We start from the raw sequence: 16,716 nt of genomic DNA on the forward strand, positions 1-16,716 counted from the left end.
CCTTGCTATCATTAATGTTGTTTCGTATCGCTGCACCATTATAGATGGAGTCGGCATCATGAAGCACGTGATCCACGGCGTGGCAACAGCCACGGCAATAAGCATATCCGGACTAATGGCCTCGTCAGCTCCGGCTCAGGCCTATCAGGTGGATTGTGCGATCCTCCTCTGCCTTGCGGGCGGTTGGCCTGCCTCTGCGCCCTGCGCGCATGCCAGAGCGGTCTTCATTCGGCGGATCACGCCATGGCCGATCGAGCCGCCCTTACAAATCTGGCGGTGCCCAATGGGTGTGTCGTTCAAAGACCCCAGTCCAATGTCGCCTATGGAACGCCTTTATGACATCACGTTCCGCAATCCGCCCGAACCGCAGGCCTCGAATCCAATTCCCCTAGTCCGCGTCCAAGCGGATGAGCAAGCCGACATCGACATTTCGGGCGACGCCTTTGATTTCGTGCGCAGCATTCGCGTCTATCACATCGAGTATAGCCAGTACGAGAACCGAGATGGCACATGTCATCATAGCGATCTCACGCGATTGGGGTCCTACGGCGTGCAGGGCGATTACCGATGGACAAGATCCAACGTTGGCCAAGTGCCGGCCGCAGCTGGCCTGAGCATCCCTGATCGGTGTGGCAGCTATTTATACCGATCCGTCTTCGTCGACTGGCGAGATAACGCAGGCAGCTACGGATTCGAAGAAGTTCACTACTGACAAACCGGCCCGCGCTTCGTCGTTCTTGCCCTGACGACCAAGCGTGGCACCCCTTAACCCCCAAGAAAAGGATACGACGCCAGACCGTGAAGCCTGACGCCGCGCTAGAAAACTCCGTGAACAAGAGTTTCCTAGCGCACCGCTAAAACACCTGCAACCAGCAAAGTTGTTTTGCTGGCAAGAATGTTGTTGTCTCACGACATGGCGTCGGATCTCCAAGGAGACCTCGACTATGGAACCTACGACCGGCCTGATCCTGCGACGGATTACACAGACAAATCTCTCTGTCGCAGCGCACAAGCTTGCCACCCTCATCCTCGACGCCATCGCCTGGAAGGATGGCTACAACGGTTTGTCGCGCGGAACGGCAGCCTTCACCCTCTCGGCCCTGGCGGAGAAGATGGGTGTCTCACGGCAGTATCTTACGGTTCTTCTGAACGAACTTGAGGCTTCGCAGTTGCAGCTCGAGCGGGCGAAGCCGAATGGCAAGTTCGCGCCCTGGATCTTTCGGTTTTCCGCCTTCGACGAGGAGCGTGAAACCCATGATCTCGTGTCAGGTGAAGGCGACACATCACTATCTAGAGATAATAATAACAAAACTATCTTCTCAGGGCTGATCGATATCACCGCGAGTTCGAACGTTTTTCAGACCAGTTGGGCAGAGCTCATCAAAGCAGTGAAGGCCACGTTGCCCTGCTGGAACATCGACACCCAGGTCATCTGGGATCGCTTCCTCGCCTTCAACCGGTCGCGAGGCAACGGCAGGGTGCCGGCCGGCTTCCTGCTTGGCTTCATGCGCCGGTGGCGAAATTCGTCGGGAACTCCAACTCGTCCCGCGGTCAAGCCGCCCGCGAGACCAACAACGGACCCCAAAGAGCGCGAATTGCTGAGACAGATGCAAGCCGCACCAACGGCGAACCGCCAGTTCCACGCGTCCGACTTGTGTCGCTTGATTGGACACGCTGCCTACGAAGCGCGGGTCCTCGATGTGATCCGCAAGTTTGAGTGCCAGAGGTTTTCAGCGACCTTGGCGGTGCACGGACTCGCGGTGCTGGCCGGCGAGATATCGAGATGACTTGCGGGCCCAATCCATTCTGGCCTGCCCTGCATCGCGGCAGACAGGCATTGAGTACCGAAGTGTTGGCCAACCAAAACGTGGTCACTCGCGGGCGCGCCGCCAACCCAACTGGCACCCAATATCCGGTCGAATGCAGCGCGCCCGTCAAACATCGCAGATAGTCATCGCAAAAGAATACCTGCGTGGTCGGCGATATGTCCGCCGACCTTGGTGGGCTCCGAACGGGTTCGCCGCCATCCCCACCTCCGCGCTTGATCCGGCCCACAGTCCGGCGTCTCCCGCGGTCCCCGCGCTTGAACTGGGTCCGGGTCCCCATCGTCAGATTGTTCCAGAATCCCTTAATCGTCCGCCTCGTCGGGCCCTTCCGAAGACGGTTCCGGTCGAGACAGGCCCGCCACGATTCGACCTAACTCGCCGAGGATCTCTCCATGGTTCTTTTCGAGATAGCGATTGATCCGTTCATTCGTGAGCAGCCGTTCGACGTAGCGACCCGCTACCACAAGGCGTAAATGATCGGGGCCAAGCGTCCCCTCGATCAACTTGATGTTCTTCTGCAGGCTGGCCATTTCGGCCTTCATCCGCTCCGCCTGTTCGCGCGTAATGCCAGAGGTTTCTTTTTTCATTTCCGGATCGACAAGGTCTTCGGCATCGGTCGCGGTAAGGATGGCCTCGGTATAGGCCACCGTGTAGTTGTTCGCGGCGATCATAAGTTCCGCCGCTTGAATCTGCCGCAAGGGCTTCATCTTGCGCAGGGACCTGAAACTGTTGACCGGGCAATGCTTGTCCTTCAGGAGTTCAGCAGCCTCGGGGCAGATGCCGTTCAGCAATGTCCGCTTTCGCCGGATCAACGCCACATCCACATTCAGTGCAGCAGCAATACGGGCCTCTGGCACGCCACGCTCAATGGCCCGCAAGATCATCTTGTGTTCCTGAATTGTCGCGAGACGGCTGATGCGCTTGTTGTAGGTGAAAGACTCGTCGTCTGTGGCGACCAGGGAGGTGACGGTTTCCTCGCCCATTTCCTTCAAGACATGCAGACGGACATGACCATCGAGCAGGATGAACGTGCCGTCCTGACCAGGAGCGCGCGCAACCACGAGCGGTTCGATCAAGCCGGCCTCGCGGATCGATGCGGCGATCTGTGCATACTTCTGGCCCTTGGGAACCGTGATCGGCAGTTGCTTCACCGGCAGGATGGTGGCGATCGGGATCTGACGCAGGGTCGGCTCAAATCCTGGCCCCTTGGGCGGGGGCGTTTTGCCCATATGTGTCATGCCCGAGGTTCCTTGAGACCGTCGACCACCATGCTCGGCAGGGAATCCAACCCCTCGGCACGGAGCAAAGTGAGGAAATTCTCATCCTTGAGCAGGGACTGGAACGCTGCGTCGAGGAACAGCAGGTTGCCGCGCGTCGACTGGGCCCTGCGGATCATGTCCTGCTGGCGTTCTGCCTCGATACGATAGGCCCGGACCAGCGCCGCCGATGTCATCCGCACCCCAGATCGTTTTGTGCGTGTGGCACCCTTTTTCTTGCCGTGCCGGTGGCGCAGTTCCACCAGCCGCCGTGCTTCAAGCAGCTTCTTGCCGCGCAATTCACCCGAGGCATAGGCCGCTTCCAGCGCCTTCTGCACATCCTTCTCTTCCGCCCTCGTGATATACAGTGCGACGCTGAGGGGCATCTGACCGGTCTCGACCGCGATCAGCAGTCGTTCCTCGCCGTTGGCGATCAACTCGCCGATTTCGTGAACGTACGACCATGACAATCCGGTTTTCTCGGTGATGTCGTGGTCCGAGTATCCTCGGTCGCGCAGGATGGCGATGTCCTGCAGCAGCTCGAGCGGTCGCTGCTGACGGCGGGCGATATTCTCGATCACGCTACGCAGAAGTCGTTCGACCTCGTTCGCGTCCACGACGATGGCCGGGATGTGGGTTTCGCCCAGTGCAACATAGGCCTCCATCCGCCCCTGACCGCAGACCAGCCGATAGGCATCCCCTGACGCCGTGTCATCCTGCGCGACGGTGATCGGCTTCTTCAGCCCGACCTTGCCGATACTGTCCACCAGCGCACGAAAGGTCTTTTCAGATCGTTCTCGCGGATTTTCCACGGTGATGGCCGCAATGGGGATAATCTGAACCTCGGCGTGGGTTTCGATATCGCTCACCATGGTGTCACCTCGGAAACGGAAACGCGCCGGGCCATGTCGAAGAAAAAGTTCAACGTTTCAAAGCGGAAGGCGTCCAGCATCAGGCCATTCTCCTCTGCAAGCCCCAGAGGTTTGCTCCGCATCTCGAATTGGGGCAGCAGGTAGTAATCGAGCGCGTCAGTGTTCGTGCGGTTCATCCTGATGGCGATGGTGATGTCGGGCGCGAGTCCGGTGTCGAAGCGGATCTTCCAGCGCAGGCCGCCTGAGGAGGTTTCGCGGCAGCGGGCGACGACGACGGATGCCGTGAATTCGCCGTTGATGGTCAGCAGGTCCGTCGCAGGGTTCCTGATCACAGCACCGCCAAGCAGGGTGATTTCGTGGATCACGCGCTCAATCTCGTCGCCGTGAAATTGCCGCAACAGGCGGTTGGCTTCGATGTAGCGATAGTCGCGATCCGGGGTGAACCCGACAAGGGAATAGGCCCTGAGCAGGCTGCCGAAGCGATGGGCATAGGCGCCGCTGGACGGCATGCCATCTGCTTCGTCGATCACCAGCCCGGAAATGTAACCATGACGCTGGAAGAGCCGGGCAAGGCGCTCCAGCATCACCTCATCCGAGAAGCGACGGTTGCGTGCCGCGATGATGGCCTGGGCCTTCTGAAACTGTTTCGGCTCGACGATGGCATCGAAGGCGCCGTCCGAGCGGATCCACATCTCCGGGCCGTTTGCGACCCGCTTTCGCTTCAGCTTGAACGAGCGCCGGTTGTAGACGTTGTTGCCGATGTATTTCTCATTGGTCAGGATCTGATGGACGGTCGCGCGGGTCCAGGCCCGCCCGAGATCGGTGAGGATGCCGCGCGCGTTCAGTTCTGTCGCAATTTCGGTTTCCGACAGGCCCTTCTTCAGAAACTGGCTGTAGATCCAGCGCACCGTCCGGACCTCATCGTCTGGTCCGGGAACCAGGACGACGCGATCCGTCTGAAGGCTCTTGTGCTCACCGCGCTTCAGTTCGGTTTTTACTTCGCCCCGCTCATTGAGCAGGGCGCGACGCAACCCGAAGCCCGCCGGGCCGCCCTGACGATAGCCGAGCTCAATCAGACGGCATTGGCCCGCGAAGACCTTCACTGAAAGCTCACGGCTGTATTCGCCCGCCATTGCCCGCTTGACGCTTTTGACGATGGTAGAGGTCGGAGAACCATCGTTCTCGAATTGCTCGGCGCAATAGGCGACCTGCATTCCCGCCTTTCGGCAGCGATATTCGTAATAGGCAGATTCGTCGGTGTCCTGAAAACGTCCCCAGCGGGTGACGTCATAGACCAGAATCACGCTGAAGTCGGCCACGCCGGATTCGACATCGGCGATCATCTGCTGCAATGCCATCCTGCCGCCGATGATCAGGCCGCTTTTCGCATCATCCGAATAGGTTTTGACAATCCTGATGCCGCGGCGTTCGGCGTATTCGCGGATCGTCTGCGCCTGGTTCTGGGTTGAATACTGTTGATGCTCGGTCGACATCCGGACGTACTCCGCAGCCAGCAGCTGCGCGGACGGCTCGGTTTCTCCTTCGGATAATGGTGCTTTTCCCCGAGCCACGCCCGCCTCCCAAGAAATCATGTGGGCTGCTTCGAGCTGATGGCCCTCTACCGCAGATTGGGCGCAAATACGAACTGCCGCTTTTCATGTCCTTCCCAGAGTATTATCGAAGGAGGACGCAGAGATGCGGACCAAGACGGGCACATTTGTGCCGAAAACGGGCACAAATGTGCACCTTGAAGCCGATGCCGCCGACTACCGGACCGCCATTGCCGCGGCGCTTCGGGACGAACTCGGCTTGACGCATCGAGCAGTCAAGACGGCGATGCGGTGGACGGGCGCCAGCGAGCGAACCGTGAAATACTGGATTGCGGGCGAGCGTGGACCCAGCGGCGAGCATCTGATCGCACTGGCCAGGCACTCGGATATCGTGTTCCACATGGTCTTGCTGCTGGCCGATCGGCACGACGGCGCGGATGCCGAATAAGGTCAAGCCGCCACTGAGGCGGCGGGGAGGCCAAATTGCTCCACCGCCGCCAGACTTGATGTGTAGTGTTTTTTGGTTATATTGAATACGCGCCAAGCATGAGGAGCCTTCCATGTCCCGCACCACGACCATGACCGTCCGTCTGAGCGGTGCGCTCAGCGATTTCGTCGCGGCCAATGTCGGCGAGAACGGCTCCTACGAGAACATCAGCGAATACGTGCGCGACCTGATCCGGCGAGACAAGGAGCGGGCCGAGCAGGAGGCTTTCGACCGGCTGAAGGCCGAGCTGACCCGCGCCTTCGCAGCGCCCGAGACCAGCTACAGGCCGCTGACGGCCGCCGAAGTCATCGCTCGCAACCGGGCCTGACCAGATGGCGATCCGGGTTCAGGAGGCGGCATCACTCCGCCTCGATGACATCTACCGCTATACGCGCGACCGATGGGGCGAGGTCCAGGCGGACCGCTACATCACCGGCATGTTCGAAGCGTTCGAACGGATCGAGGCCCATGGCGTCGCCTCAAAGCTGATCCCGGCAGAGTTCGGCGTCGAAGGGTTCTTCTTTCGGTACGAACACCACATCGTCTATTGGCGCCGACTGTCCGACGGCGATATCGGTATCGTCGCGATCCTGCATGAGCGCATGCATCAGATCGACAGATTCAAGGAAGATTTTCACGGCTGAACGCGCAGGTATCTGCGTCGGCGACGCCCACATAGATCAGCCTGATCGGTTTCCTTTGTTTGCGGAAGATATCTGTTCGCCTCGTGCCGCACGGGTCCGTCATACAAGGCGTTTCGCAGAGACTTTCAGCCAATCCAGCAATTGCGCCACTGCCGGGCGCATGCCATGCCGCCCCAGATGTACGGCGTGGATCACGCTTGGCATGGGCGCCAGATCCAAGTTCAACACATCGAGGCGTCCGATCCCGGTCATGAAGTTCGAGGTGGGGGCGCGAGCCCCCAATCCCGGCCCTTGGTTCCAATTGAGTGGAGACGCCGAGCGCCGGCTGAAAAACTGGCCGCTGAAGAGGTGGCTGCTCAATGCTCGACCTACTGCACGAGCTCGAGGTGTTCCCGACCGTGATCGGTCTCAAGCGGATCGACCCGGCCGTCAACATGCGGCGCTTCTACCGAATGAGCGTCCAGAGCGATCCGGGCGGTCGAGGTCATCTCAAGCAATGTCGGCGACGCCCCGATGCTGCCGAACCTTCTCGCCCAGATCTCGGCGAACGAGGACATCGCCACTGTCTCGGCTGACGGTGCCTGCGCCACACGCGCCTGCCACGATGCCATTGCGGCCCGTGGAGCAACAGCGATCATTCCACCCCGTCGAAACGCCCGGCCTTGGAAGCCGGACACGGCAGGAGCTCGCGCACGCAACGAGATCCTGCGAGCATCGAAGCACCTGGGCCGGGCACTCTGGCGGAACTGGAGCGGGTACCGCCGGCGCAGCAGGGTCGAGACGAGAATGAACTGCGTGAAGCTGCTCGGCCAGCGGCTGATGTCCCGGGAATTCGACCGCCAGGTGGCGGAGGTCCAGATCCGGGTGGCGGTCCTCAACCGCTTCACGGCACTCGGCATCCCGATGACCGTGGCCGCAGGGTAAGTGTGCCCGGGGAAAGGGGGATTGCGCTCGCCAGCTGATTTATCCAACAGCGCCCGACGGATAGGCCAGAACGCCCAGCACGCGCGCGTCGTTGCGCTCGGCGAAATGCGCGTCGAGAACCGGCGCCCAGGCTTCGGACACGGCGCGGGCGCTGGCCAAGTCGGGGGCGATGCCGGCCAGGTCGATGGCTTCGCTCATCGGGTCGTCGGCAGCCAGGTAGCTCAGGATCGGCGTCGCTGCATCAGCCACGCCTTGCTGCAGCAGGCGCAACAGCTCGGTGCCGTTGAGGCCGGCCTCGTTGAACGCGTTGAACGGGCGCACGTCGGCGGTGATGAGCCCGTCGGATTCCTCGGCCAGGGTCTGGGTCCAGAACGGCATCTCCCGCTCGGCATAGAGGGGCATGAAGCTGGCCGAGCCGATGATGTTGAGATGCCCTTCGATCAGCTCCTGCGCCAGCGCGGGGCCGGTGAAGGCACCTGCGAACAGCACGGACGAAAGCGCGGTGGTGATAAGGGGCTTTCCGGTATGGCGGATCATATTGACCTCCCTTGTTCTATATTGTAGAAAGCTTGTACCGTAATTTGCGACTAATTTTTCACATTTCTTTCCGTCAAGTAAGGCGTGCGGCATGACCGACGAAAGCCCCGATCTGCCCAACAATAAGGCAGGTCTCGACAAGTCCTTCTCGAAGGGGCTGATCCTGTTGCGGCACCTAGCAACCTGCGAGGCGCCGGCGGGCATCAGCGACCTGTCGGCGGCTCTCGGCATGACCAAGAGCAACGTGCACCGCCTGTTGCAAACCCTTGCGGCGTATGGATTCGTCCACAAGAACACCAAGTCCCGCTACAGCCCTTCGCTGCGCTACTGGGAGATGGGCTACGAGGTATGGCTGCACTCGCGCGCAGGACAACTTGCGCTGAATGACGCGGACGGGCTCGCGCTCAAGGCGAACTGCCTCGTGCACATCACTTTGGCAGCCGAGGAACGCCAGGAACTGACCCTCTATGATCGGATCGGTACGCCGATCGCCCATCCCATGCGCAGGCTTTGGCCCACGGGCACCCGCGTGCCGATCTGGCGAATCATCTACGGCTGGTCCGATTTCGTGGCCTTCCAGATCGCCTATATCGCCGCCAAGCCCGAGGTCGAGCTGACCTCGCGCCGCGATGAGATCAGCCGCCACCTGGAAGACAGCGGCCTGACCTACGAGGGTCTGGCCGAGCGCGTCACCGCCGCCCGCGACCTGGGTTACGCCGAGAACCTCGGCAGCGGGCTGGAGAACATCGAGGGCACTGCCTGCGCCTTCCGCGACGAGACCGGCGCGCCGGTGGGCGTGCTCAGCACGATCTACGACCGCGACGGCAGCCGCGACGGCCGGCGCGAGGATACCGGGCGGCTCAACCGCCTCTATGCCCATTCCATATCCCGATCCCTGGGCTTCCGGGATCCAAACTGAGAGAAACTTCATGGACGAACAAGCCTTCAAGGCCCGTGGCTTCGGGCAGACCATCGGTTTCGGCCGCCGCTCGGCGCTGGTGGTGATCGATGTCATCAAGGGTTTCACCAATCCCGACCTGCCGCTGGGCGCGGACCTGTCGTCGCAGATCGTGGCGATCAACGCACTGATCGCCGATTTCGCGGCCCGCCGCGAGCCGGTGTTCTTTACCACCGTGCGCTACGACGAGCCGGATCTGTCGGACGCCGGGATCTGGCCGCTGAAACAGGGCGGATTGAAGACGCTGGCCGCCAGCGGCGACGGGGCCGAGCTGGACCCGAGGCTGAGCCTCGCGGCCGGAGAACGCACGCTGGTGAAGAAATACGCCTCGTCCTTCTTCGGCACCGATCTGTCGAGCCGCCTGGTAGCCGAGGGTGTCGACACGCTGGTGATCACCGGCTGCACGACCTCGGGCTGCGTGCGCGCGACGGCGGTGGACTCGCTGCAGAACGGCTTCCGTCCGATCGTGGTGCGCGAGGCGGTGGGCGACCGCAGCCAGCCCGCACATGAGCAGAGCCTGCTGGACCTGCAGGCAAAATATGCCGACGTGGTCTCGCTCGACGCGGCGCTGATGCGCGAGATGGCGGGCGCCTGAACGGCGCCCTGCCCCACCAACCCGCCTGCGCCCCGGTCAGAAGCTCGACCGGGTCGCGGGCACCTTGATCCCCTGCTCGGCGGCGGCGTTCTCATCCGCCTCGAGATTGGTGATGATCGCCAGGAGACCCTTGCGCAGCACGCGCACCTCGTCCTCCTCCAGCCCCTTCAGCGAAATCAGGTTGACGTCATGCGCCATCGGCTCCAGCCGGTCGCGCAATTCCCAGCCCTTGGGCGTCAGGAAGATCTGCAAAGTCCGCTTGTTGCCGTCCATCTTCTGCCGCGTGATCACGCCCTGCTTCTCCAGCTTGGTCAGCGCGGCGTGCGCGGTGGGTTCGGTCAGATGCGCGCGCTGGCTCAGCTCGCGCTGCGACAACCCGTCATTGTACCAAAGGATGCGCAGGAAGATCCATTGGCCGAAGGTGATCCCCTCGTCCTGAAGGCGCATCTGCAGCGAGCGGTTGAAAGCCCTGGCGGCGAGACGAACGAGACGCGCGAGGCGTTCTTCGGTCAGCTTGGGATCGAAGTCTTCATGCCCCGAGGGCGCGGTTTCATCCATGTGGAACGGTCTCAATCGGCCAGAAACGAAAGCCCCGTCGCCAGCGCGATGCCGGCGACGGGTCGCTTCCATTTGTGCTGATTTCCCGTGCAGGACACAAGGGTTAGATGTCTTTTCAACCGTTTCGTGTCACCCGTTGCCCATCCACGACGCCCCGCATAGCCATTCTGTTCAGCCGTCCTGTTCCGCGGTCATGCCTTCGGCCATCTCCTTGACGTAGCCGCGCAGGATGCGGGCGTCGATCACCACCGACTTGCCCGCGCGCACCTGCGCCACGGCATCGGCCAGCGCGGCCTCGAAGGCGGCCACCGTCGCGACCGGGCCGATGCCCACCGCGCCCTGCGCCCGCGCGAGGCCGGCGATGTCGATATCCGGCTCGTCGATCGCCTGGCCGATATGCTTGTTCTCGACCGGGCGGTCGCGGTCGCGGGCGACGCGTTCCTGGTGGATCTCGTCGTTGAAGAACGAGCGGTTGTTGGCCACCACGATCAGCATCGGCACGCTCTGATGCGTCCCGGTCCACAGCGCGGTCGCGCCCATGATGAAATCGCCGTCGCCCAAAACCGCGACCGGCATGCGGCCCGTGTCCTTCAGTGCCAGCGCCGCGCCCACGACCATGCCGGGGCCCGAGCTGATGCCTGCGCCGCCGTCATAGCCCAGATAATCGAGCGGCCCGGTGAAATCGCAATGGCGACCGTCCCAACCCAGGGGCAGACGCACCAGCGTGTGCGGATCCTCGGCCAGCCCCGCGCGCAGCACATGCGAGAGCGCGTCGAGCGACAGCACGGCATCGGGCTCCTGCCCGTGCGGCGCGGGTGCCGTGCGGGGCGCGGGTGCGGCGGGTTCCAGCCCCAGCCGTTCGCACAGCGCCGCGACCAGCGCATCGGCCTCGGTCAGGATGGTGAGATCGCTCGCCACCACGTCCTGATGATCCATCGACCAGCCGTTCGTCAGCATCGGCTCGAGCGTGGCGTTGACCACCTTGGCCCCGGCGCCCAGCTTGCCCTGCGCCAGCGTGCCGGCCGGGTCCACCCAATCGAGGCACAGCACCAGATCCGCGCCCGACAGCGCCTCGACCGATTCAGCCGACAGGAAGAACCCGGGCGCGCCCGCGTGCAGTTTGTGGCGCGTCGGGAAGGCGGCGCCGGTCTTGATGTCGGTGATGACGCGGGCGCCGAAATACTCGGCCAGCGCCACGCGCCGCGCCCAGTCCCCTTCATCGCGCGAGACGCGGCCCATCAGGATCACCGGCGATTGCGCCTCGGCCAGCATGTCGGCCAGGGCCGAGACCTGCGCGGCACTCGCACCCGGGGCCTGAGGGGCTGCGAAACGCGCGGGATCGGGCAGCGCGGGCATGGCTTCGATGGCGGTTTCCTGCACCGTCACGTCGAAGCAGACATAGGTGGGCGCCATCGGGGCCGAGGTGGTAATCTGCATCGCCCGCATCAGCGACGACAGCGAGGCGGCCAGCGACGCCGGTTGATCATCCCATTTCACATAGGGCCGCACCACCGCCGCCTGATCGCGCGAGGTATGCAGCCAGTCGATCCAGGGCCGACGCTTGGCCGCGTCGACCGGGCCGGTCGCGCCGAGGATCAGCATCGGCACGCGGTCGCACCAGGCGTTGTAGATGGCCATCGCGGCGTGCATCAGGCCCACATTCGCGTGCAGCACCACGGTCATCGGCTTGCCGGTGATCTTGGCCCAGCCATGGGCGATGGAAACCGCGTGTTCCTCATGCAGGCACAGCAGCATGTGCGGATCCTGGTTGCCGAGGTAGTTGACCATGCTGTCATGAAGGCCCCGGAAGCTCGAGCCGGGGTTGAGCGCGACGTAGGGCGTGTCGAGCCGGCGCAGCATCTCGGCGATGGCGTCGCTGCCGTAGAGCGTCTTCACCTCGCAGGGTGTGGGGCGGTCGGTTTCCCTGGTCATCTGTCTCTCTCCCGTTTCGGAATTCTTGTGTTATTTCAGGTGCGCACCAGCGCCAGCACGATCACGCCTGCCATCGCCATCAGCGAAGCCAGCGCGAAGATCGGGCCGGGGCGATCCTCGGTGCGCAGGACCCAGGCGGCCAGCCAGGCCGCGAGGAACATCTCGATCGTGCCGATGATCGCCACGGCGGTGACGGTGGTGAAACTGAGCGCCACGAATTGCGCGGTCTGGCCCAGCGATACGAAGGCGGCCGCCACCAGCTGCCAGCCGGTCGGGCGGCGGAACAGTTCGCTCAGGTGGCGGCGATAGGCGGCGCTGAACAGGGCTGCGACGGCGAACCACACGAAGGCGGCTACCGCGCCAATGAAGGCGCCGATCAGCGGATCGGGCAGCCAGCGCATGGCGAACTTGCGCGCCACGTAGGATCCGCCATAGCTCGCCGCCGACATCAGCGCCAGGACACGGCCGGTGTTGCGCTCGCCGGCCGCTCGCCGGGCGTCCTCGTCATCGGCGACGATCTGGCCCCTGTTCGACAACACCACCAGCGCCACGGCGGCGAAGACCAGCACGAAGGCCAGCGCGCTGGCGATGGTCAGGCTCTCGCCCAGGAACAGGATCGCCAGCACGGCGGCGAACACCGGGATCAGCCGGCGGATGAGCCCGGTCTCGATGGCGCCGGCCAGCTCGATGGAGCGGAAGAAGAAGATCCGCCCCAGCACCGTGGCCAGCATGCCGGCGACGACGAAGATCGCCACGCCGATCCAGAAGCCTGTGTCAATCGGCGGCAGCGACGGCCCCATGATCAGCCACAACCCGCCCGAGAACAGCGCCGTCAACACGATCGACAGCAGCACGGCATTGCCCCGCCCGCCCTTTTCGCGCGCGTTCTTGGTCGCGGCGACCGAGCCGAAGGCATAGCAAAAGGCGGCGAGGATGGCGAAGATCTCGCCGATAAAGGGGATCATGGGGACCTGTCGTGTTTCGTGCTCAGGCCGGGGCCTGCAATTCCTGCAGCAACCTGGCTGAGGACATCACCTCGCGCAGCGGCAGGCTGTCCTGGATCGCGTCCAGCTCGACCGAATAGCTCAGCCCTTGCCCGTCCCAGAACCACCAATAGACAATCTCGCCCTGCTTGTCGCGGATCGGCATGCGGAAGGTGGGGAACTTGCGCTCGTCCTCGGGCAGCGCGGCGCTGCCCGCCTTTTCATGCGCCAGCCCCAGCCGGTCCAGCGCCTGTTCCAGCGGGATCATCGCCGTCAGGCGCGGAGCCTGCGCGACATGCGCCTCCAGATCGGAGGGGCGGCTGTCGCTCAGCCCCCGGAACAGGCGCACGACGGGCGGGTAGCTTTCGTGCTCATGGGTCAGCTGGGCATAGGCGAGGCCCTGCTCCAGCCGGATCTCGACGATATCGCCGGGTTGGTAACGGCTCATGGGGCCTCCTTGCTCACAGGCTGTAGGCTTCGAGGGTCGAGGGGTGGAACAGCTCGTCGACCTGCACCCGGCGCGGCGAGAGGCCCTGCGCGAAATGGTAGTCGAGGAATTTGTCGAGCACATGCGCATTGGCGCCGACGCCATAGCTCCAGGGATCGGGGCCCATCAGCGCGCGGGCACGGTTCAGCGTGTCCTCGACGAAGGGCATCGTCACCTTGGTGGCCGAGGTGTCGTTCAAGGCCTCTTCGGCCAGCTTCTTCGACTCCGAGAACGCCTTGAGCAGCGCTGCGGGCAGAAAGGGGTATTCCTCGACCAAGGTCCGGCGCACGCCCAGAACGTGCATCACCGGGAAGATGCGGGTCTGGCGGAAATACTCCTCGGCCGCGCCGATGCTGTCGCGGAACAGGCGGCCGACATGGGGATGGCCCTCGGCAAAGCAGCGCGGCCAGCGCGGGCCGATGAAGCCGTCGATCTCGCCCGCCGCCAGCATGCCGTTCAGCGTGGCACCCTCGGGCGCCTGCTCGATGGTGATGTCGTCGGGCAGCGTCAGCGCGATCTTTTCCGGGCGGCCCGGCGTGTCCATGCCGCCGCGCACCCAGGTCACGTCCGAGGGTTTCACGCCGAAATGCTCTTCCAGGATGCCGCGCACCCAGACGTTGGCCGACAGCTGGTACTCGGCGATGCCGATGCGCTTGCCCTTCAGATCCTCGGGCCGGTCGATGCCGCGGTCGGTGCGGATATAGACCGAGGTATGACGGAACGCGCGGCTCAGGAACACCGGGATCGCGACGTAATGCGGGTTCCCGCGCGCGACCGAGATCGAATAGGACGACAGCGACAGCTCCGAGATGTCGAAGGCCTCGTGCCGGAAGGCGCGGAAGAACATCTCTTCGGGCGACAGCAGCATCGGCACGGGATCGACGCCGTCGATCTTGACCCGGCCGTCGACGATGGCCCGCGTGCGGTCGTAATTCCCCATGGCGAGGGAGAGTTTCAGATCGGACACGTGTTCCTCCTTTACGTGATGCCGCATTGGCGCTGCAGATCCACCGGCTGGCCCGAGGCCGCCGATTCCAGGATCGCGTGACAGATTTCGAGGCTCGCGCGGCCCCAGGCGCCGGTCTGGGCGGGCGCGCGATCCTCGCGCACGGCGCCGACCAGCGCGTCGATGACAGGTCCGCGCGGGGCGGGGCCGAAGGGCACCTCGACGAAGCGGCGCTCGATGTCGCCGAAGACATCCAGCCCGGCAGGCGTCAGCCGCAGGTCGGCGCGGTCGCACAGCGCGATCACCGGGCCGAAATGCTCGTTGTTTTCCGCCTCGATAAGCCCGGCCCCGCTGCCGTAGGTGCGGGTCTGCTTGAGCGCGGCTTCGGCCTCGGCGTCGAGCCCCTGCAAGGCGCGACGCGCCTTGCCATAGGCGGCGGGGTCCTTGCGCTGGCCCAGCTCGCCCACATTATCCATCCAGACGTCGCTGTCGAAATGCGCGTAGCCGGAATAGGTCAGGCTGGCGAAGGATCCATTGGCAAAGGCGATGAGCGCGCTGAACGCGCCTTCCGTCGGGCGCGCGGGATCCCAGGCGCCGGTCATCGCGGTGACTCGGGTGGCAAGGCCACCGGCCAGCCGGCGCACCACGTCGATCTGGTGGATCGCCTGGCTGAACAGGATGCCGCCGCCCTCTTCGGTGCGCAGTTCCTCGGGGCGCCGGGGGCGGTAGAGGAAATCGGTGTAGTTGAACGCCTGGATCATCCGCAGGGATCCCACCTCACCGCTCTCGATCAGGCGCGCCGCGGCCTCGACTGGCGGGTCGAAGCTGTGGCTGGGGCCTACGATCAGATGCTTGCTCGAGGCCTCGGCGGCCGCGACCATGCGGTCGGCATCCGCCATCGAGATGGCGATCGGCTTGTCGACCAGCACATGCTTGCCGGCGGCCAGCGCGGTGCAGACGTGGTCGGCGTGCATCTGGTGCGGCGTGGCGATATAGACCGCCTCCACCTCAGGATCGGCGCAAAGCGGCACGATGTCGTCATAGGTCCGACCGCCGAACTCGGCCTCGAACGCCGCGCGGCTTTCGGCGCGGGGGGCGGCGGCGGCGACCAGTTTCACGCGCGGATCGGCGGTGAAGGTCGGGATCATCAGCATGAAGCCGCGACCCAGCCCGACGACGCCTAGCCTGACGGGCATTTGCGCGGGCTCAGAGGTCAAGGACCAGCCTCCCGCCCGAACAGGCGCGCGAGACGCAGATCATGATCTTGTCGGCCTTTTCCTCGTCCATCAGCACCATGTCGCGGTGATCGGCCTCGCCCTCCAGGAGTCGCGTCTTGCAGGTGCCGCAGGTGCCGCTCTCGCACGAGCTGACGGTCGGGAACCCGGCATCGCGCATAGCCTCGAGGATCGAACGGTCGGCGGGCACGGTCAGCGTGATGCCGGTCTTCTTCAGCTCGACCTCGAAGGCCTCGTCATCGGCGCGCACAACGTCGACGGGCTTGAAATCCTCGAAGTTGACGCGGCCTTCCGGCCAATGGCCCGAGATCGCCTCGATCTCGTCCATCAGGGGCTTTGGCCCGCAGCAATAGACATTCAGCTTCTGCGGCTCGGCAAAATGGTCCCAGAAATCGTAGATCTTCTCGGGGTCGCCCTCGTCGTGATGGGCCAGGACACGGTCGCCGTAAGCGGTGGTCAGGTCTTCCAGGTAGGCCGCCTCTTCCGCGCTGCGGCTGAGGTAGATGATGTTGAAATCCTTGCCTTCGCGCTCAAGATGCGCGGCCATGGCCGAGATCGGCGTGACCCCGATGCCGCCCGCGATAAGCAGGTAGCGCGGCGCGTCGGCCATGGGGAAGTCGTTTTCCGGCGCCTCGACGTTCAGCTCGAACCCCTCGACCGCCTCGTCATGCATCGAGGCCGAGCCGCCCCGGCTGGCCGGCTCGCGCTTCACGGCGATCTTGTAATGGTCCGGCGCGGTGCCGTCGTTGACCAGCGAATAGCGCCGCATTGCCCCCGAGGGCGTCTCGACCGTGACATGCGCGCCGGGCGTGAATCCGGGCAGCGCGCCCTCTTCCATCGGAACCAGCGTGAATTCGGTGATCTGCGGGGTCAGCGCGCGTCTTGCACCGACGCGCATCCTGATGAGCTCCATTCGCCCCTCCCAA

Annotated in this window: 20 protein-coding genes and 1 pseudogene; 9 read left to right on the plus strand and 12 right to left on the minus strand. The window is 63.9% G+C overall.

Features of this window, described 5'->3' with window-relative positions:
• A partial coding sequence (locus DL237_RS18450; RefSeq protein WP_325048642.1) for a hypothetical protein occupies positions 1-712 on the plus strand: 712 nt, incomplete at its 5' end.
• Between the two features lie 232 nt (positions 713-944).
• Positions 945-1,787, plus strand: a complete 843-nt coding sequence (locus DL237_RS18455) for a hypothetical protein (protein ID WP_089849706.1) — start codon at positions 945-947, stop codon at positions 1,785-1,787.
• Positions 1,788-2,128: 341 nt separating this feature from the next.
• Here the strand turns inward: DL237_RS18455 and DL237_RS18460 are convergent, their stop codons facing one another.
• The 3 genes from DL237_RS18460 to DL237_RS18470 are packed head-to-tail and all read right to left on the minus strand — an operon-like array spanning position 2,129 to position 5,546.
• A complete protein-coding gene (locus tag DL237_RS18460; protein WP_089849704.1) occupies positions 2,129-3,064 on the minus strand; it encodes a plasmid partitioning protein RepB C-terminal domain-containing protein in 936 nt (311 codons plus the stop codon).
• Positions 3,061-3,951 (minus strand): ParB/RepB/Spo0J family partition protein, encoded by an 891-nt coding sequence (locus DL237_RS18465; RefSeq protein ID WP_199672159.1) that lies wholly within the window; start codon positions 3,949-3,951, stop codon positions 3,061-3,063. The genes DL237_RS18460 and DL237_RS18465 overlap by 4 nt, the downstream gene beginning before the upstream one ends.
• A complete protein-coding gene (locus DL237_RS18470; protein ID WP_226562356.1) occupies positions 3,948-5,546 on the minus strand; it encodes a recombinase family protein in 1,599 nt (532 codons plus the stop codon). Before DL237_RS18470 ends, DL237_RS18465 begins: the two co-directional genes overlap by 4 nt.
• A gap of 103 nt (positions 5,547-5,649) precedes the next feature.
• On the opposite strand from DL237_RS18470, the gene DL237_RS18475 reads away from it, so the two are divergent.
• The 3 genes from DL237_RS18475 to DL237_RS18485 all read left to right on the plus strand — a co-directional run bounded on the left by DL237_RS18475 (position 5,650) and on the right by DL237_RS18485 (position 6,635).
• Positions 5,650-5,952: a helix-turn-helix domain-containing protein gene (locus DL237_RS18475; RefSeq protein WP_089849698.1), complete on the plus strand. Its 303-nt coding sequence runs from the start codon at positions 5,650-5,652 to the stop codon at positions 5,950-5,952.
• A gap of 112 nt (positions 5,953-6,064) precedes the next feature.
• Positions 6,065-6,319 (plus strand): ribbon-helix-helix domain-containing protein, encoded by a 255-nt coding sequence (locus tag DL237_RS18480; protein ID WP_089849696.1) that lies wholly within the window; start codon positions 6,065-6,067, stop codon positions 6,317-6,319.
• Between the two features lie 4 nt (positions 6,320-6,323).
• Complete coding sequence (locus tag DL237_RS18485) at positions 6,324-6,635, plus strand: type II toxin-antitoxin system RelE/ParE family toxin (RefSeq protein WP_089849693.1); 312 nt, start codon at positions 6,324-6,326, stop codon at positions 6,633-6,635.
• A 99-nt stretch (positions 6,636-6,734) separates the two neighbouring features.
• Here the strand turns inward: DL237_RS18485 and DL237_RS20505 are convergent, their stop codons facing one another.
• A complete protein-coding gene (locus DL237_RS20505; RefSeq protein WP_147405377.1) occupies positions 6,735-6,917 on the minus strand; it encodes a hypothetical protein in 183 nt (60 codons plus the stop codon).
• Between the two features lie 77 nt (positions 6,918-6,994).
• Between DL237_RS20505 and DL237_RS21030 the strand changes: the two genes are divergently transcribed.
• On the plus strand, positions 6,995-7,210 hold the full coding sequence (locus tag DL237_RS21030) for a hypothetical protein (RefSeq protein WP_199672162.1): 216 nt from the start codon (positions 6,995-6,997) through the stop codon (positions 7,208-7,210).
• Positions 7,104-7,559: pseudogene (locus DL237_RS18495) on the plus strand (IS5 family transposase); the annotation flags it as partial. The gene DL237_RS21030 and the pseudogene DL237_RS18495, both read left to right, overlap by 107 nt.
• A gap of 39 nt (positions 7,560-7,598) precedes the next feature.
• Here DL237_RS18495 and DL237_RS18500 read toward each other — a convergent pair.
• Positions 7,599-8,096 (minus strand): type 2 periplasmic-binding domain-containing protein, encoded by a 498-nt coding sequence (locus tag DL237_RS18500; RefSeq protein ID WP_089849690.1) that lies wholly within the window; start codon positions 8,094-8,096, stop codon positions 7,599-7,601.
• Between the two features lie 91 nt (positions 8,097-8,187).
• Here DL237_RS18500 and DL237_RS18505 point away from each other — a divergent pair, with 91 nt between their 5' ends.
• Both DL237_RS18505 and DL237_RS18510 read left to right on the plus strand, forming a co-directional pair.
• A complete protein-coding gene (locus tag DL237_RS18505; protein WP_089849687.1) occupies positions 8,188-9,015 on the plus strand; it encodes an IclR family transcriptional regulator in 828 nt (275 codons plus the stop codon).
• A 10-nt stretch (positions 9,016-9,025) separates the two neighbouring features.
• A complete protein-coding gene (locus tag DL237_RS18510; RefSeq protein WP_018065867.1) occupies positions 9,026-9,649 on the plus strand; it encodes an isochorismatase family protein in 624 nt (207 codons plus the stop codon).
• A 36-nt stretch (positions 9,650-9,685) separates the two neighbouring features.
• On the opposite strand, the gene DL237_RS18515 is transcribed toward DL237_RS18510, so the two are convergent.
• From DL237_RS18515 to DL237_RS18545, 7 genes are all read right to left on the minus strand, one after another.
• On the minus strand, positions 9,686-10,207 hold the full coding sequence (locus DL237_RS18515) for a MarR family winged helix-turn-helix transcriptional regulator (RefSeq protein ID WP_089849685.1): 522 nt from the start codon (positions 10,205-10,207) through the stop codon (positions 9,686-9,688).
• A 171-nt stretch (positions 10,208-10,378) separates the two neighbouring features.
• A complete protein-coding gene (locus DL237_RS18520; RefSeq protein WP_018065869.1) occupies positions 10,379-12,139 on the minus strand; it encodes a thiamine pyrophosphate-binding protein in 1,761 nt (586 codons plus the stop codon).
• 35 nt (positions 12,140-12,174) lie between these two features.
• Positions 12,175-13,104: a DMT family transporter gene (locus tag DL237_RS18525; RefSeq protein ID WP_018065870.1), complete on the minus strand. Its 930-nt coding sequence runs from the start codon at positions 13,102-13,104 to the stop codon at positions 12,175-12,177.
• 22 nt (positions 13,105-13,126) lie between these two features.
• On the minus strand, positions 13,127-13,570 hold the full coding sequence (locus DL237_RS18530) for a hypothetical protein (RefSeq protein ID WP_018065871.1): 444 nt from the start codon (positions 13,568-13,570) through the stop codon (positions 13,127-13,129).
• 13 nt (positions 13,571-13,583) lie between these two features.
• Positions 13,584-14,576, minus strand: a complete 993-nt coding sequence (locus tag DL237_RS18535; RefSeq protein ID WP_018065872.1) for an ABC transporter substrate-binding protein — start codon at positions 14,574-14,576, stop codon at positions 13,584-13,586.
• Positions 14,577-14,587: 11 nt separating this feature from the next.
• Positions 14,588-15,772, minus strand: a complete 1,185-nt coding sequence (locus tag DL237_RS18540; protein ID WP_210162262.1) for a Gfo/Idh/MocA family oxidoreductase — start codon at positions 15,770-15,772, stop codon at positions 14,588-14,590.
• Positions 15,762-16,703, minus strand: a complete 942-nt coding sequence (locus DL237_RS18545; protein WP_018065874.1) for a PDR/VanB family oxidoreductase — start codon at positions 16,701-16,703, stop codon at positions 15,762-15,764. The genes DL237_RS18540 and DL237_RS18545 overlap by 11 nt, the downstream gene beginning before the upstream one ends.
• Positions 16,704-16,716 lie beyond the last annotated feature (13 nt).

This window comes from Pseudooceanicola sediminis, assembly GCF_003575965.1.
In the GTDB taxonomy this organism is placed as follows: Bacteria; Pseudomonadota; Alphaproteobacteria; order Rhodobacterales; family Rhodobacteraceae; genus Pseudooceanicola; species Pseudooceanicola sediminis.

Excerpts from the sequence above, each read along its gene's own strand:
- DL237_RS18475 (WP_089849698.1), top strand. The coding sequence starts at position 5,650 with ATGCGGACCAAGACGGGCACATTTGTGCCGAAAACGGGCACAAATGTG.
- DL237_RS18455 (WP_089849706.1), top strand. The coding sequence starts at position 945 with ATGGAACCTACGACCGGCCTGATCCTGCGACGGATTACACAGACAAAT.
- DL237_RS18505 (WP_089849687.1), top strand. The coding sequence starts at position 8,188 with ATGACCGACGAAAGCCCCGATCTGCCCAACAATAAGGCAGGTCTCGAC.
- DL237_RS18520 (WP_018065869.1), bottom strand. The coding sequence starts at position 12,139 with ATGACCAGGGAAACCGACCGCCCCACACCCTGCGAGGTGAAGACGCTC.
- DL237_RS21030 (WP_199672162.1), top strand. The coding sequence starts at position 6,995 with ATGCTCGACCTACTGCACGAGCTCGAGGTGTTCCCGACCGTGATCGGT.
- DL237_RS18480 (WP_089849696.1), top strand. The coding sequence starts at position 6,065 with ATGTCCCGCACCACGACCATGACCGTCCGTCTGAGCGGTGCGCTCAGC.
- DL237_RS18530 (WP_018065871.1), bottom strand. The coding sequence starts at position 13,570 with ATGAGCCGTTACCAACCCGGCGATATCGTCGAGATCCGGCTGGAGCAG.
- DL237_RS18485 (WP_089849693.1), top strand. The coding sequence starts at position 6,324 with ATGGCGATCCGGGTTCAGGAGGCGGCATCACTCCGCCTCGATGACATC.
- DL237_RS18500 (WP_089849690.1), bottom strand. The coding sequence starts at position 8,096 with ATGATCCGCCATACCGGAAAGCCCCTTATCACCACCGCGCTTTCGTCC.
- DL237_RS18545 (WP_018065874.1), bottom strand. The coding sequence starts at position 16,703 with ATGGAGCTCATCAGGATGCGCGTCGGTGCAAGACGCGCGCTGACCCCG.
- DL237_RS18525 (WP_018065870.1), bottom strand. The coding sequence starts at position 13,104 with ATGATCCCCTTTATCGGCGAGATCTTCGCCATCCTCGCCGCCTTTTGC.
- DL237_RS18515 (WP_089849685.1), bottom strand. The coding sequence starts at position 10,207 with ATGGATGAAACCGCGCCCTCGGGGCATGAAGACTTCGATCCCAAGCTG.
- DL237_RS18470 (WP_226562356.1), bottom strand. The coding sequence starts at position 5,546 with ATGATTTCTTGGGAGGCGGGCGTGGCTCGGGGAAAAGCACCATTATCC.
- DL237_RS18510 (WP_018065867.1), top strand. The coding sequence starts at position 9,026 with ATGGACGAACAAGCCTTCAAGGCCCGTGGCTTCGGGCAGACCATCGGT.
- DL237_RS18460 (WP_089849704.1), bottom strand. The coding sequence starts at position 3,064 with ATGACACATATGGGCAAAACGCCCCCGCCCAAGGGGCCAGGATTTGAG.